Origin of the sequence: Microcystis wesenbergii FACHB-1317, assembly GCF_014696875.1 — a bacterium.
Lineage (GTDB): Bacteria > Cyanobacteriota > Cyanobacteriia > Cyanobacteriales > Microcystaceae > Microcystis > Microcystis wesenbergii_A.
In genome coordinates, this window is sequence record NZ_JACJQV010000191.1 from 14,300 (window position 1) to 28,816 (window position 14,517).

The window sequence follows — 14,517 nt, forward strand, 5'->3', positions numbered from 1 at the left end:
AATGTACCTTTTGGGCGAACGCAGTTCGCCCCTACATTGTGGACAAAATCCGTTACTGTGGGGGCGCAAAGCTTGCGCCCTCCGATCGATTGGGATATTATTCCCACGCAAGTCCCCTATTACTGTTCCATAAAGGTCCGCACCGTACCATCAGAACCAAGAACTAGACGCAATTGAGGATTACCAGAGATATCGAGGGGAGACACGAAAGGTTGATTGAGCAGGGGCATATTAGTGCGATCGAGATAGATTTTTGCCGCCTGTCCCAGGGGAATAATCTGTTTTAGGGAACCATCCTGATTTAAGACCAAACGGTACTCTAGAGTATGCTTGAGACTTTCCGGGGGTTGCCAACGGGACTGAAAATATTCTCTGGTTTCTGCTACTTGGGGAATTGTATCTAGTAAGTTCGTCTCTGGGGCTTTAGCGGTACTTGTGGGCGGTTTGGGGTCTAAATTGGCATTTTCGGGGTTAACAGGGCTTAGAGTCGGTAAATTGGGCAATTTTGGCGGTGCTGGAGTCGGATTCATCGTGGTGGGGGGAACATTTGTCAGTGCATTTGTACCCTGATCGCCAGTGACGGGGGGGGCAGTAATCGGGATTTTCTGATTATTCGGTTCAATTACGATCGCCGTGCCGCCAGGGAGCGAACCCGTGACTGGTGGCGGCGGTAAAGTGGGCGGCGGAATCACTAGGGGGACGCTAGAGGGGCGAACTGGGGCTGGAACGGTTCCCACGGGCGGCGGTGGCGGTAAAGGGGTTTTATTGCCCAAATTTGCTGGTAACTGCGGGTTTGGGGCGGCCGTTCCCGTGGGGGGTAAAGGCAGCGTTGGCAAGGGTTGGGGAGTCTTGGCACTATTGGGATCGGTGCTTAAATCATTGTTGACCGCTTCTTGCCGTTGATAAAATGCGATCGCTATTCCCCCGATAGTTATTAGGGCTGAGGCGATTAATCCCGTCCAGATCAGGGCATTTTTTCGAGTTTTCTGGCGAATTAATGGGGGTATTAGGGGGCTTTCATGGTTATATTCCCCTAAAGCATTGGCTAGATCGAATAATTGCGATGTGGTTAATTCGATCTCCTGTTTATCTCGATCGGTTAGCAGGGAACCTAAAAATAATTGATGCTGGATAAGTCCCTGACAACGGAGAGAGGGTAAGGAGGGGAGATGACTTTCGGGGGAACCACTAGCCACGAAGGAGAGGGTAGAAACAGGACTAGAGAGTAAATTCTGCACATAATTAGCGACAATTTCCCCTAGGAGTTGTAATTGTGTGCGATCGCCTTTGATCGTCACCTGTTTTTCCTCACTCAATCTAGGATCATCAAAGCGCAATTGAAAGTGGGCATCGTTTAAGACATTTTTACCTAACCAAACCGCTAGGGGCGAACTATTTCCCCAAATTTCTAGGGTACAGGTGGGGGGTGTATATTTGCGAATTAGATTACTCATTTTTGGTTATCGGTGGGAATTATGAATTAAGTAGTCGTGCAAAATTAATTTCCTAGTGAAGATAGGCAAGAGGCAAGAGGCAAGCGGCAAGCGGCAAGCGGCAAGAGGCAAAAGGCAAGAGGCAAGAGGCAAGAGGTGGTTAGATATGTGTAATTAATTTTGCTTAGGTACTTATGAATTATGAATTATGAATTATGAATTATGAACTGGGAAGCTTTTTTTTCAGTGTTGCCAAAGGCACGGCGTAGCCGTCCAGTAAACAGTAAACAGTAATCAGTGAACTGAAAACTTACATCTGATAACTTACATCTGAAAACTTACATCTGATAACTTACATCTGATAACTGATAACTTACATCTGATAACTGATAACTGATAACTGATAACTGATAACTGATAACTGATAGCCTTTTTACTTTTTACTTGCCAAAAGGGTGTGCCAAAGAAGGAGATGACTGCGGGGGCTGCTGTAGAACAATAAATCGATTAATAATTTCCAGGCTAGGGAAGTCAGGCTAGAATCGCTGAGATTATTTTCCGATATTTCTGGGTATTTTAAGCGAAAATTAGCGATATAATTGCCTAAAAGCGTGGTTTTGACCGGTTCTTGTCCTTGAGTTCCCACTTGTTCCAAGAGAATTACGGCGCGACGGATTAACTCTTGCTTTTTTTGGGCTAGATGACAGAGGAGGAGAACTAGAGAACGGATGTCCGCTAGGGAAAGTTTTGACTGGGGTTGCCAGTGGTGGGCAACTAGGCGATCGCTTGTATCCAGATCTAAGGCTAATTCTTGGGCTGCTTGGGTAATAGACTCGGAGTCTAAATTAGCTAGAGAGACTAAAGCTGCCAAAATCAGGTTTAAATAGCTATTAATATTCTCTAACTGCTCGTTACTGGGTGAGATAGCTAGGGGTAAATCCTCACCCGTGGAGGACTCGGCAGACTGAGGCATAGTCAAGGACATAGATAATAAGGAATTGCCAGCAGAAAAACTTGGGTTTAGAAGAAAAAATCACTGGTTCTAAAGTGTCATAATAATTGAGATTGTTCTTTTCTTGCACGTCCGCTCACCGATTGCCTCCCAGCCAATGAGTTTAGAATCCGCTACCGATGAAGTCATTAAGCAAAATTTAGAACAATTTCTAATTGTTTTGTCCGTTTCCCTGAGTGTGGCCACGGTTTCGAGGATTTTTAGCTGGTTTCGCCAAATTCCTTACACCCTATTGTTAGTGATAGTCGGTTTAGGTTTAGCTTTTATCGATATCCGTCTGGTGAACCTATCCCCCGAACTGATTCTAGAAATTTTTCTGCCCCCTTTGCTATTTGAAGCCGCTTGGAATACACGCTGGCGAGATCTGAAGGATAATTGGATTCCCGTCAGTCTTTTCGCTATTGTCGGCGTAATTATCTCGATTTTCGGGGTTGGTTTTACCCTAGATGAATTGACCAATTTACCCCTATTTACGGCCTTATTAGTGGGTGCGAGCCTTTCTTCTACGGATCCCGTCGCTGTTGTCGCTCTTTTTCGCGAATTGGGGGCCAGTAAAAACCTCACCGTGCTTTTGGAAGGGGAAAGCTTATTTAATGATGGGGTCGCTGTCGTCGCTTTCGCTCTTTTGGTGGAAATTCCCCTCGGTGCTAGTGGTCTATCCTTAGAGACAACCATTAGCCGGATTGCCGCTTTTATCGGTATCGGGGTGGCAGTGGGTTGTTTAGTGGGTTTTGGTATTTCCTATCTGACTCAACGTCTGGATTTACCCCTAGTGGAACAGTCTTTAACTCTTGTGTCCGCCTACGGTGCTTATTTATTAACCGAGGAGTTCGGGGGTTCGGGGGTAATCGGAGTGGTGACTACGGGGATTATTTTGGGTAATTTTGGCTCTCGAATTAGTATGAGTCCCCGTACCCGCCTATTAGTCACGCAATTCTGGGAGTTTCTCGCTTTTTTTGTCAATTCGATCGTTTTTCTCCTCATCGGCGATCAGATCCGTCTCTCCAGTTTAGCCGATAATCTCAATTTAATTTTTATCACGATCGCCGCCGTGGTAGCGGCCCGTTTTCTGGCTACCTTTGCTTTGGCAACTGTTAGTAATGCCTTGATGGAAACTAAAATTAATTGGCGGGAAAAAACGGTTTTATGGTGGGGAGGTTTGCGCGGTTCCGTTTCTATTGCCCTAGCTTTAAGTGTGCCGGTTATTTTTCCCAATCGTCAGGATATCATCGATATCGTCTTCGGAGTTGTTCTCTTTACCCTTTTGGTTCAGGGATTAACTATTCAAACTTTCCTATCGAGATTAGACCTGATCGGTGATCAACCAATTCGAGAAAACTATGCGGAACTTTTAGCCCGAAGGGTAGCTTTAAAAAGGGTTTTAGACTATCTTTCTAAGTTAGATAAATCTCCCGATGTTGCCCCCGAATTTTTTAGTTATGAGCAGCATCTCGTCAAAGAAAAGTTAAAGACTGTAGAAGCGGAAATACAATCTCTCAACGATAGTTATCCCCAATTACAGCTATTGACAATGGAACAACTTCGGGAAACCCTCCTAGATATCGAAGCTGATACCTACGCTGAATTTATTCGATCCGGCCGTTTAACTAGCAATTTATCCCCCGTCCTTCAAGAAATTCTCGCTGAAAGTAAAATTACTGATCAGTAGGACTATTTTGGGGTATATACAGTCAATCTCAATTCTCCTAACGACCAACGACTGGGTTTTATGACAAAAACCCCTCCAATTAATGAAAGGGTTTTTGTGGGGTTTTATGGGGGATTTTAGGAGACTTTTGTAGTTTCTTTTTCAGTGGATTGGGAGGGTTTTAGTTTGCGCTTGATGGTTGAAGCTGCGCCGAGTGTGCCGAGTGCGAGGAGGCTGAGGGTTGAGGTGGGTTCGGGAATTTCCATATTATCATCATCATCATCCTTGAAGGATTCATCATACTTGCTATCCTCCCCAGTTGCTGATATTTCGGTTTCAAGATAATCAATGTTTAGACTTTGTAAGGTATAAATAACATAGTCCCAAGCTGCATCGGGAGTTTCTGAACCATCAATAAACAATGGTGTCCAGTAACTCCAGTTGGGTGCGTACAATATCGTATCCAATGTTATGTAATCTGGTAGATTAATTATAAATTCATCAGATGAGCTTGATGAATTAAAGGAATTCTGTTGTGGGGGTTCGAGTAATGATCTGACGCGTGATTCAGAAATTCTAGGATTATCAACATTAGTCGGAGGAGCTCCTACGCCATGAACAATCTGGCCGCGATAAGAAATCTGCCAATCAGCATAAGCGGTTTGAGGATTCTTTTGACCAGACCCCTCAGGCGGAAAAGTAATCGCATTGTAAACTTTTTGTAGAAACAAACTATCTTTTCCATTTGAAGGAATTTGCCACGAGATCTGAGCAAAAGCAAACGCTAATTCATTAGAATGATAACAGTCAAGATTTATTTCTGTTTCTCCAAAAAAATTAGTAAAATTACTAACGGTATCATTATCAACGCTATTAGAACCTACTCCTCCATTAGCAAAAGCTCTACACGCACCGGCCGCAAGCTCGGCTTTCGCATAATCTGAAATTAAACCAATAGCTATGTCTATACCAGGGGGCGGGCCAGCAATACTTTTAACACCTATTATCGCATTAATACAGAAAGTCCCAAGAGTCAAAGCTAAAGTCCAATTTTTCATTCCTATACTCCTAAATAAAAGTAGTGCGATCTCACTTAACAACTGTTTAGCTGCCCCCCTCGTAGCTAGGTCAAGCAACAACCCAACCCAAGACAGGAGGCAGATGAGAAGAGGATACACATTACCCCCCCCCGCACTGTATCCTAAGCTACAATTTAATAAATCTTTATATTCTTCTCCCTAGCTTAGGGATTCATAGGGGAAAGAGTTTCAGGTATTTTCCCCTGTTTTACTGCTTCTCAGGCGACCTATCGCCTTCCGTGAGGGATTGTGGCGCGGTGTGTCAGATTCGGTAATAGGGTTCAAGATTTCGCTAACACGGTTTGGTAAATTGACTCTAGCAACCAGAGATGATCGACGATCGCCAGATTGCAAAGGGCAGAGGTATCGCTGATCACGATCATAGCCAGCCTCGATCGCGCAGATGTTGAACATCCTGCTCAAAGTCTTCTACATCGTAGTGAACACAAATACCGCGATCTGCCAGCAGTTTTTGAAAGTCCATGACTTCCATCTCGGCAATTTTACTGGCGCGACTGAGGGAAATCCGCTCTTGCTGAAACAGCGCAATGGCAATCTCCCGGAGCCAGTCGCCTTGGTTAAAGGTTTCGGCTTGGCTGAGGTTATCCGGTAGGTTCAGGGTAATTTGCATTAAGACATCCTCACGCATCTTTTTTTCTAGCCTGCCATATCTCAGTTAAAGCTTTGGCTCTTCTGGTTTCTGTGTGGAAACGAGGTCTATACTGATAGAATATCCGCCAAATAGCACTGAAAGTCTTGCCCGATAAGCATTCCACGATTCCATAAGCAAAAATTATCAGACAAAATCGAGAAGAGCCATTAATTCTGTTGGGGTACTTAGAAAGGAATATCGTCTAAATTTTCCTCCACCGATGTGTCGCTAGGTTGCCAAGCGGAAGGATTAGAAAGTTCATAGGATGCGTCGTATTCAAAATCCCCGGGGGAGACAGGTGCGACGGGTTTTTCCACCTCAGTTTTATTCGATTTGTGGGTATTGATTGGCACGACTTTTTCTGGAGTCGGGGCTGCCATTTCACCGCTACTCACGCTGCCGTCAAGATGATAAAGATGACTAATGACTAATTCGGCCCGTTTTTCCTTAAAACCTTCGGGACGATCGATCGTCTGCATGGAGAGACGACCTTCCAAAATTACCTGATCACCTTCATTATAGTTCTGAGCGACTTCTGAGGCTAAATTTCCCCAAGCTACGGCCCTTAAATTAGCTGGAGTTGCCTCGGCACGATTGGGAGAAAACTCGACTAACATTTGAGCGTAGGGAGTTTGATTATCTTGGGTATAACGTAATTCGGGACGACGGACAATTTTAGCCATTAAAATGCAACTGTTCATGGTCGAAAATTAGTCTAAATTTTTTTGATAGCACCATTGTACTGAAAAAGTACAAGGATCACCACTGGGGAGATTGGGGAATTTTATGGGACTCTGGTTAAGAAAAAATCTCTTTAACACTTGGTACAACGTCATCTTAACCCTTGCGGGTCTATTTCTCAGCCTCTGGGGTGGCTTAAGTTTTCTCGATTGGGCGATAACTCAGGCAAAATGGGCTGTAGTGACGGAAAATCTCGGTTTATTCGTGGTCGGTCGTTATCCAGAACAGTCAATATGGCGAATTTGGCTAATTTTAACGATAATTGCGGCTTTATCGCTGTTTTCTTGGCAATTAAACCGGGGTCGCTTCCCCGATTGTCCCGCTTTTCTGCAACGCTGGTGGGGATTGCTCTGGTTATTGACTTTACCTTTAATCGCTTGGTTGCTATTGGGGGGATTATTTTTAAAGGCAATTCCCCTCGATGATCTCAGTGGTTTAATCTTAACTTTATTAGTAGCGATCGCAAGTATGATTTTATCTTTCCCCTTGGGGGTATTATTAGCCCTAGGGAGACAGAGTGAATTACCGGCAATTCGTTGGCTATCTATTGGCTATATCGAATTATTACGCGGTTTACCTTTGTTGGGAATTTTATTCATGGCTCAGGTGATGTTACCTTTAATTTTACCCGCCGGAACCAGACCGGAACGGGTGATCAGAGCGATCGCCGGATTTACCCTTTTTGCAGCAGCCTATCTGGCCGAAAATGTCCGGGGTGGTTTACAAGCGATTCCCAAAGGTCAAATTGAAGCGGCCAGAGCTTTGGGTTTAAAACCGATTTTCGTTTTATTATTGATCGTTCTACCCCAAGCTTTAAAAGCGGTCATTCCCGCTATTGTTGGTCAATTTATCAGTTTATTTAAGGATACTTCCCTACTGGCGATCGTGGGACTGGTGGATCTCTTGGGTATGGCAGGATCGGTTTTAGCTAATCCGAAATTTATCGGCGATTATCCAGAGGTTTATCTATTTTTGGCGTTTATTTACTGGATTTTCTGTTATTCTATGTCCCTAGCCAGTCGTAGGTTAGAACAGCGTTGATTGGGGAGTGGGGAGTGGGGTGATGGGGTGATGGGGTGTGGGGTGTGGGGTGTGGGGTGTGGGGTGATGGGGTGATGGGGTGATGGGGTGATGGGGTGTAGGGTGTAGGGTGTGGGGTGTGGGGTGTAGGGTGTGGGGTGTGGGGTGTCGGAAGAATAAATAGAAATAATCTCCTGTCTCCCGTCTCCTGTCTCCTGATGACCGGCTACTAACCCCACCAACAGACTTATTCAGCACACCCTACCTGGCTTTTTGTCATAAATATTGATATTATTTAACAATGAGCAGCAATTTATGGTAGATATATTTATTTAGGAGAGCGAGAAAATGGCTGGATTCTTTGGCCTGTTTGGCAATAAGACGAAATACGTCGATGAACCGATGGATATGAGCGCACCGGAACCGAAAGAGGCTTTTTACTTGGAACCCGATGACGCTAAAACTCTCGGTGATATCGACTTTATGCGGACACCGATCACGATCCGACGTACTTTCCCGAAAACTGCCTCGAATAAAAAGGGTGGCGAATCGATTAAACAGATTTCTTCTATGGAAGTCAGCAAAGTCACCGATAACGGTATTGTGGCAAAATCGGCGACTTCCGAGGCTAATAGTAAGGCTAACGCTGCTAATGATAACGTTCGTCGCGCTAACGATGACAATATCAATCCTTTCCTGAAAATGGCCCGCGAAATCAAGAAATAGTATAGTAAGGTGAGCATTGGCCACCCTTGATATCAAACTTTGGTGGGGAAAGCCCACCTTTTTTTATGACCATTATTAACGGAAAAACCAAGTTATTAGGCGTAATCGGCGATCCCATCGGCCATACTCTTTCTCCCCTCATGCACAATGCCGCTATCGATGCCTTGGGGCTAAATTATGTCTATCTTCCCCTACCGATCGCGCCGGAAAATTTAGCAACTGCGATCGCTGGTTTGTCCGCCATCGATCTACAGGGTTTTAGCGTCACGATTCCCCATAAATTAGCAATTATTCCCTTATTATCGCAAATTACCGAGAAAGCAAGGCTAGTGGGCGCAGTTAATACCGTCTGGCGCACGGAAACCGGCTGGCAGGGAACGAATACCGATGTGGATGGCTTTCTCGCACCCTTGAAATCCCTTGACAAAGATTGGAGTCAGGTGAATCCAGTTATTTTAGGCAATGGCGGCGCTGCCCGGGCGGTGGTGGTGGCTTGCGCCCAGTTGGGCTGTGGCGAAATTCATGTGGTAGGACGCAATCAAAAGAAATTAGATCCTTTTAAAGAAAGTTGGGCGAATACCAGCCTCTATGACCTCCTAGAAGTGCATAGCTGGGACGAATTAGAGGGGCTGGTATCCACCACAGAACTCCTGATTAATTCTACCCCGATCGGAATGTCCCCCCAGGGCGAACAATCCCCTGTTGAGTTAGAATTATTAGACCTTTTACCCCCATCGGCGATCGCCTACGATCTGATTTATAATCCCCGGCCGACCAAATTTCTCCGGTTGGCCCGGACTAGAGGGATAAGAATTATTGATGGGTTAGAAATGTTAGTTAATCAGGGAGCGATTGCGTTAGAAATCTGGTTAGGTCAACCTGTCCCCGTCTCGGTCATGCGGGAAGCTCTGTTAAAACAATTCTAAATGCTAAAATCCTATTTCTAGCTTTATTTATGCCCCCTTCTAGCCCCTTTTGGAAAACTCTGAATAACTCGATTCTAGTGCGCTATCTGTTATTATTTGGTTGTGGCTGGAGTCTGATTATCTTAATTAACTATTTCTACGGGATGATCGCTATTTTTACCGGTTCAGCGATCCTGGCCGCCCTATTAAATTATCCCGTGGTTTGGTTATCCCGTTATCTACCGAGAGGACTAGCCATTGCTATTACCACCCTAGCAGCTTTTATCCTCCTATTTGGATTAGTCACAGGCATAGGATTAGAAGCAGTTAATCAGGGGAGAGGACTACTATTCAATCTTACCGATGCCCTGAGTGAAAAGGATTTTTTACCCTTTCAAGACTTTCTCGATCGATTAGATTTAAATAAAATGGTGGGAAGCTTACAAACCGGTTTAGCCACGGGTTTATCGATCGTACAGGGGGTTTTTTCCAGTGTCTTTACGGGCGTTTTTGGGGCGGTGATCAGTGTTTATATGCTCATCGACGGTGATAAACTCTGGCGAGGTTTTTTGCAACTTCTCCCCCTAGCATACCGGGAGCGTTTTGCCAAGTCTTTTCGACAAAGTTTTCTGGGATTTATTCGCGGGCAACTGTTGTTAATGCTCTTTTTATCGGTGACGAGTTTCTTAATTTTTTCCCTATTAGGAATCAAATATGGGCTAATTTTAGCGGGTATTCTCGGTATTATCGATGCTATCCCGGGTATCGGGGCAACCCTGGGCATTTTGTTGGTAACTATCTTGACTTTTACCTCCCAGGGACCGGCAGTTGCCGTTAAAGCTTTTATTGTCTGTGTTGTCTTGGTACAAATTCAAGATAATATTATTCGCCCTAAAGTTATGGGCAATGCCCTAGAATTAAACCCAGTAATTTTATTTTTATCCCTCTTTATCGGCGAAAGAATTGCGGGATTATTAGGAATTTTTCTCTCCATTCCTATTGCTGGAATGATTGCGATCTGGATCAGTTACGGGGAAGAAAAACCAATAACAGATTTAGAGGAAAATCAGTTAAAAGAAAGTCAGGAGAATTAAGGGCTGATCCCCAGTCTCTACTATACAATTAGGGAAATTTGTTATCTACAAAACTCGATCGCTACCTATGGAAAACCTAGATTTAAAGAAATCCTCGCCCCTCTTACTTATCTCACCGTTTTTTCTCTGGGGAACAGCGATGGTAGCGATGAAGGGTGTTATCCCCCATACTACCCCCCTATTTATGGCGGCAATTCGCCTTGTCCCCGCCGGAATGTTAGTTTTAATGGTAGCTTGGTTTTTAGGTCGTCCTCAGCCCAAAACCCTGCAAGCGTGGCTATGGATTGCCCTTTTTGCTCTCATGGATGGCACTCTTTTTCAAGGTTTTCTGGCATTGGGATTAAATCGCACCGGGGCGGGGTTAGGATCGGTAATTATTGACTCCCAACCCCTAGCGGTGGCTTTAATGTCCAGTTGGCTATTTAAAGAAGTTATCGGTGTCTGGGGGTGGTTGGGATTGGGTTTAGGGATTGGGGGAATTAGTTTAATCGGCTTGCCCGATCAATGGTTTTATGACTTTTTTGGACAAAAAGCGGTAAATATTGACTTTAGCTGGCAGGAATTACTAAATAGCGGCGAAATGCTCATGCTTTTGGCTTCCCTATCCATGGCGGTGGGAACAGTCTTAATCCGGTTTGTCTGTCGTCATGCGGATCCCGTCAGTGCCACGGGATGGCACATGATTTTAGGAGGATTGCCCCTATTTTTAGCTTCAGGTTTCACCGAATCCCATCAATGGCAGAATATAGATTTAAATGGTTGGTTAGCTTTAAGTTATGCCACTATTTTTGGTAGTGCGATCGCCTATGGAATATTCTTTTATTTAGCCGCCAAGGGCAATTTAACCAGTTTAAGTTCTTTAACTTTTTTAACTCCGGTTTTTGCCCTCACTTTCGGGAATTTATTCCTCGGTGAGATGTTAAGTGCATTGCAATGGGTAGGGGTATCTTTAACCCTCGTTAGTATTTATTTAATCAATCAAAGGGAAAGAATCGCCCCACAAGTGCGGGCAATTTTTGCTAATCTTTCCTCACTTATACCCAAAAGCAACTAACTCAAATTCCGTGCGAATTACCTCGACTCTGGCAAAATTTGCTTCTTGTAATTTTTGGTTAAGATTTTGAGAGGTAAAACCGGTTTTATGAGCCATATAGGGCATTCCGGGGACTTCTGTTCCCATGCCGTAAAACATCCATAAAGCACGCACCGGACCTCCGGGAGAAATATATAAAGGTTCATTTTCCATATCGCCTCTAGCGACAAATTCGGCGGCAGTTTGCATATCGGGAACTACGATCATTAAAAAGCCTTCGGGTTTAAGAATGCGTTTAAATTCCCCTAGGGCGATGGGAACTTCGTAATGATAAATATGTTCTAGATTATGACTAGAAAAAACCCCATCGACGGAGTTATCGGGAACGGCACTTAAATCAGTAATCGTTCCTAAAATATCTGGGTTAACAGCCGTATTAATATCGAGGCGAATTTCTTGCCAATTGCCATCGCGGAATAGTTGGGGTAAAGCTTCGGGATTATAGGGACCACAACCCACATTTAAAACCAGTTTTTTCGGGGATTTTAGCGCTGTTATCTCCGGGGGAGCATTCCAAGCTAATAAACAAATATTTTTGAAACCAAGCAAACCGTGATTAGCGACTTGATCATCTAAAATTATCTGGGCTTGGGGATGGGTTTTAGTAAAATCTTTTATGGCCTGTTGGAGAGCAGGATGCTGACATTTATTGATGATAATTAAAGCGGAATCAGACCAGAATTTTTTGGCTAAAAGTAATGAGATGAAGAGCGAACGATAGTCTTCGGCGGCATCGTAGTAATAAACTCCCAGCTTTTCTTCACTGTTTAATTCTTCCAGATCATCGAAAAAGTTTTCCGTTTCTTGATCGCTTAAAAATATCTGTTCTGATAGTTGAAAATCCTCCAAATCCTCAGATAATATAGTTAGCTTTTCTCCCGATGGATCGTATTTAAAAAAAGCTTCTACGCCATAACCGCAGCGATCGCTATTATTGCAGAAAGCGGCGACTAAACTACTGCGACGAAAACAACCCACCTGACAGTAAACCTCGTCCGGTTGCAGACAGGCAACGGCTAAATTGAGCAGGGGAAAGAGATTGCGATCGGGATAGGAGGCGTTTTTTTGACTTAAAATGGTTAATTGCTCGGAAATAGGCGACATTAGAGGCGATCCCCAATCCTGATACTGTTGGGGCAGTTTTTCTAAGAATTTCTGTAAATCCATGCTCTTGCAAAAGTGACGATCCTCACCCTTAATCATAGATCGTTGTGTTAGGGATGAAGTCACAGACTTAATTGTAGAAGAGTGCTAATCTGATCTATTAGCCCATCAGCACAAGTAGAGGAGTTTCTGGTATGCCCTACAACTGCTTCCAGATCAAATTTTGGGGAGTACGGGGGAGTATTCCCTGTCCCGGTTGGGAAACCGTTCGTTATGGTGGTAATACTTCCTGTGTGGAGATGCAAGTCGGTAGAGAAAGATTAATTTTTGACGGTGGTACGGGGTTACGCGCACTAGGACAGTCCTTGATAGCAGAAAGTCCAGCGAAAGCCCATTTATTTTTCAGCCACTCCCATTGGGATCATATTCAGGGTTTTCCTTTTTTTATCCCCGCTTTTATCCGGGGCAATACTTTTAAAATCTATGGGGTTCCCTCCCCCAACGGGGCAACCATCAAGCAAAGATTAGACGATCAGATGTTACATCCTAATTTTCCCGTGCCTTTGCAGATTATGGGGGCCGATTTAGAATTTTATGATCTAGAAATGGGCGAAACCCTCTACTATGGCGATGTCAGCATCGAAACCCGTCCTTTAAATCATCCGGGGGAAGCGGTGGGTTATCGGGTAGGGACTTGCGCTTTGATAATGTGCCATCTGGCTACAGAGCGATTTTCTGGCTGGGATATTATTCCCACGCAAGTCCCTTAGTATGACTCCTGACTCCCCAGACTCCTGACTTGAAAGAGGGTGTAGGGTGTAGGGTGTAGGGTTTTACCCATTTTCATCTGGTAAATTACCTAATTTTCAGGGAAAAAGTCCCGGAATTTTCCCCCCGATCACTCCCATCGCCGGTACTTTTTGATTTCAAAAAAGCCGAAAGATATTATCCAACAAGGTTTTTATGCTAAATCCGTTGAGTAACGCACAGAAAACGGGTTTCTCGGAGAAACCCGTTTTCTGCTCATGCACTCATGCAAAAAGGGGAATAAATAATCAGTCTTTAATAATGGGACTTAGGCATTTTCGGGCAGCAAAAAAGGCTCAAACCATTACGGGACAAAGGGTTAACCTCGATTTATGATTTTCCTTGATCTATCTGGGTTTCAGCGATTTTGGGCTTCTCGAAGTAAATCCCAAGCAGGGATTGGGGTTGAGGCTTTTCTCGATTTGTTTTTTGTCTAAGTCCCAATAACCAGATTTAGTATTAGATTTATTCAGCGAACCCTAGATAGGAAAAGTGGGATGGGTTAAAAATTAACACATCCCACAGGTCTTATTGCCATCTACCAACTTAAAAATCTAGGCTCTTCGTTACTCTTTATGCTAAATTAACACACAAAATGCCAAGCAAGCATACTTCTAACCTCAAAATTTCGAAAGTTTCTAAAACCATAACCTCTTCGTTTTATCAGTTTCAATTTATTGTTGATTCCCTCGACCACACCATTCGTTGTTCTTCGCTCGAAATCATTAATAATTTCTCCCAACCAGTTTCGGATTGTTTGACAACTCTTGGTAAACATATTGGCCGATTTTGCCATCCATTCTGATAGTTCGAGCATTCCTTCTGTCCCATTCTTCGAGACTTCGTAAATGGTTCTGAATTCTTCTTTTAATTCGTGCATTTCTTTTAATTTCGGAAATGTTTTTTTGATTTCTTCTAGTTTTATTTTTTGTTTTTCTCTTAACTCTTTTTCATTTTTCACTAGACTATTTTTCCCCAGCCCATAAACGTTTTTCTCAACTCTTCTTGTGTTCGCTTCTCTAGAATAGCTATTAGTTTCCCCGTATCTAAATCTACTAAAACCGCACCATAATTTTTTTGTCCTTTAACTCTGACAGGGGGACAAGCAAGCTGAAAAGCTTATGTAGCATAAAATACAGACACAGACTCCCAAAAAAGATCAGTCATATTTACCATATATGACCTAAATAACGAAAATGATAA

General features: G+C 43.8%; 12 protein-coding genes and 2 pseudogenes. 7 read left to right on the top strand and 7 right to left on the bottom strand.

Going from position 1 to position 14,517, the window contains the following annotated elements; genetic code table 11:
* Positions 1-119: 119 nt before the first annotated feature.
* Together H6F92_RS19000 and H6F92_RS19005 are read right to left on the bottom strand one after the other, a co-directional pair.
* On the bottom strand, positions 120-1,454 hold the full coding sequence (locus H6F92_RS19000) for a DUF4335 domain-containing protein (protein WP_190359089.1): 1,335 nt from the start codon (positions 1,452-1,454) through the stop codon (positions 120-122).
* A 412-nt stretch (positions 1,455-1,866) separates the two neighbouring features.
* Positions 1,867-2,406, bottom strand: a complete 540-nt coding sequence (locus H6F92_RS19005) for a DUF3038 domain-containing protein (protein WP_190359090.1) — start codon at positions 2,404-2,406, stop codon at positions 1,867-1,869.
* 136 nt (positions 2,407-2,542) lie between these two features.
* Here H6F92_RS19005 and H6F92_RS19010 point away from each other — a divergent pair, with 136 nt between their 5' ends.
* Positions 2,543-4,114 (top strand): Na+/H+ antiporter, encoded by a 1,572-nt coding sequence (locus tag H6F92_RS19010; RefSeq protein ID WP_002797016.1) that lies wholly within the window; start codon positions 2,543-2,545, stop codon positions 4,112-4,114.
* Between the two features lie 116 nt (positions 4,115-4,230).
* Here H6F92_RS19010 and H6F92_RS26220 read toward each other — a convergent pair whose 3' ends face one another.
* The 3 genes from H6F92_RS26220 to H6F92_RS19025 all read right to left on the bottom strand — a co-directional run bounded on the left by H6F92_RS26220 (position 4,231) and on the right by H6F92_RS19025 (position 6,525).
* On the bottom strand, positions 4,231-5,151 hold the full coding sequence (locus H6F92_RS26220) for a hypothetical protein (protein WP_242030194.1): 921 nt from the start codon (positions 5,149-5,151) through the stop codon (positions 4,231-4,233).
* Positions 5,152-5,551: 400 nt separating this feature from the next.
* On the bottom strand, positions 5,552-5,803 hold the full coding sequence (locus tag H6F92_RS19020; RefSeq protein ID WP_190359096.1) for a UPF0175 family protein: 252 nt from the start codon (positions 5,801-5,803) through the stop codon (positions 5,552-5,554).
* A gap of 206 nt (positions 5,804-6,009) precedes the next feature.
* A complete protein-coding gene (locus H6F92_RS19025; RefSeq protein ID WP_190359091.1) occupies positions 6,010-6,525 on the bottom strand; it encodes a single-stranded DNA-binding protein in 516 nt (171 codons plus the stop codon).
* A gap of 85 nt (positions 6,526-6,610) precedes the next feature.
* On the opposite strand from H6F92_RS19025, the gene H6F92_RS19030 reads away from it, so the two are divergent.
* The 5 genes from H6F92_RS19030 to H6F92_RS19050 all read left to right on the top strand — a co-directional run bounded on the left by H6F92_RS19030 (position 6,611) and on the right by H6F92_RS19050 (position 11,364).
* On the top strand, positions 6,611-7,606 hold the full coding sequence (locus H6F92_RS19030; protein WP_004156991.1) for an amino acid ABC transporter permease: 996 nt from the start codon (positions 6,611-6,613) through the stop codon (positions 7,604-7,606).
* 327 nt (positions 7,607-7,933) lie between these two features.
* Positions 7,934-8,311 carry a hypothetical protein gene (locus tag H6F92_RS19035; protein WP_002737069.1) on the top strand — a complete coding sequence of 126 codons (378 nt, stop codon included), beginning with the start codon at positions 7,934-7,936 and terminating at the stop codon, positions 8,309-8,311.
* A gap of 65 nt (positions 8,312-8,376) precedes the next feature.
* Complete coding sequence (locus H6F92_RS19040; RefSeq protein WP_190359092.1) at positions 8,377-9,237, top strand: shikimate dehydrogenase; 861 nt, start codon at positions 8,377-8,379, stop codon at positions 9,235-9,237.
* A 29-nt stretch (positions 9,238-9,266) separates the two neighbouring features.
* Positions 9,267-10,310, top strand: coding sequence for an AI-2E family transporter (locus tag H6F92_RS19045; RefSeq protein ID WP_190359093.1), 1,044 nt, complete (start codon positions 9,267-9,269; stop codon positions 10,308-10,310).
* Positions 10,311-10,377: 67 nt separating this feature from the next.
* Entirely contained in the window at positions 10,378-11,364 is a 987-nt protein-coding gene (locus H6F92_RS19050; RefSeq protein WP_190359094.1) for a DMT family transporter, read from the top strand.
* On the opposite strand, the gene H6F92_RS19055 is transcribed toward H6F92_RS19050, so the two are convergent.
* On the bottom strand, positions 11,341-12,570 hold the full coding sequence (locus H6F92_RS19055) for a class I SAM-dependent methyltransferase (RefSeq protein WP_190359095.1): 1,230 nt from the start codon (positions 12,568-12,570) through the stop codon (positions 11,341-11,343). The two genes, H6F92_RS19050 and H6F92_RS19055, sit on opposite strands and share 24 nt — an antisense overlap.
* 131 nt (positions 12,571-12,701) lie before the next feature.
* Between H6F92_RS19055 and H6F92_RS19060 the strand changes: the two are divergent.
* Positions 12,702-13,241 (top strand): annotated as a pseudogene (locus H6F92_RS19060) (MBL fold metallo-hydrolase); the annotation flags it as partial.
* A 656-nt stretch (positions 13,242-13,897) separates the two neighbouring features.
* Here the strand turns inward: H6F92_RS19060 and H6F92_RS19065 are convergent.
* Positions 13,898-14,403 (bottom strand): annotated as a pseudogene (locus H6F92_RS19065) (ISL3 family transposase); the annotation flags it as partial.
* Positions 14,404-14,517 lie beyond the last annotated feature (114 nt).

Bases quoted from the DNA above. Each gene is read 5' to 3' on its own strand.
- H6F92_RS19000 (WP_190359089.1), bottom strand. From the start codon at position 1,454: ATGAGTAATCTAATTCGCAAATATACACCCCCCACCTGTACCCTAGAA.
- H6F92_RS19005 (WP_190359090.1), bottom strand. From the start codon at position 2,406: ATGCCTCAGTCTGCCGAGTCCTCCACGGGTGAGGATTTACCCCTAGCT.
- H6F92_RS19010 (WP_002797016.1), top strand. From the start codon at position 2,543: ATGAGTTTAGAATCCGCTACCGATGAAGTCATTAAGCAAAATTTAGAA.
- H6F92_RS26220 (WP_242030194.1), bottom strand. From the start codon at position 5,151: ATGAAAAATTGGACTTTAGCTTTGACTCTTGGGACTTTCTGTATTAAT.
- H6F92_RS19020 (WP_190359096.1), bottom strand. From the start codon at position 5,803: ATGCAAATTACCCTGAACCTACCGGATAACCTCAGCCAAGCCGAAACC.
- H6F92_RS19025 (WP_190359091.1), bottom strand. From the start codon at position 6,525: ATGAACAGTTGCATTTTAATGGCTAAAATTGTCCGTCGTCCCGAATTA.
- H6F92_RS19030 (WP_004156991.1), top strand. From the start codon at position 6,611: ATGGGACTCTGGTTAAGAAAAAATCTCTTTAACACTTGGTACAACGTC.
- H6F92_RS19035 (WP_002737069.1), top strand. From the start codon at position 7,934: ATGGCTGGATTCTTTGGCCTGTTTGGCAATAAGACGAAATACGTCGAT.
- H6F92_RS19040 (WP_190359092.1), top strand. From the start codon at position 8,377: ATGACCATTATTAACGGAAAAACCAAGTTATTAGGCGTAATCGGCGAT.
- H6F92_RS19045 (WP_190359093.1), top strand. From the start codon at position 9,267: ATGCCCCCTTCTAGCCCCTTTTGGAAAACTCTGAATAACTCGATTCTA.
- H6F92_RS19050 (WP_190359094.1), top strand. From the start codon at position 10,378: ATGGAAAACCTAGATTTAAAGAAATCCTCGCCCCTCTTACTTATCTCA.
- H6F92_RS19055 (WP_190359095.1), bottom strand. From the start codon at position 12,570: ATGGATTTACAGAAATTCTTAGAAAAACTGCCCCAACAGTATCAGGAT.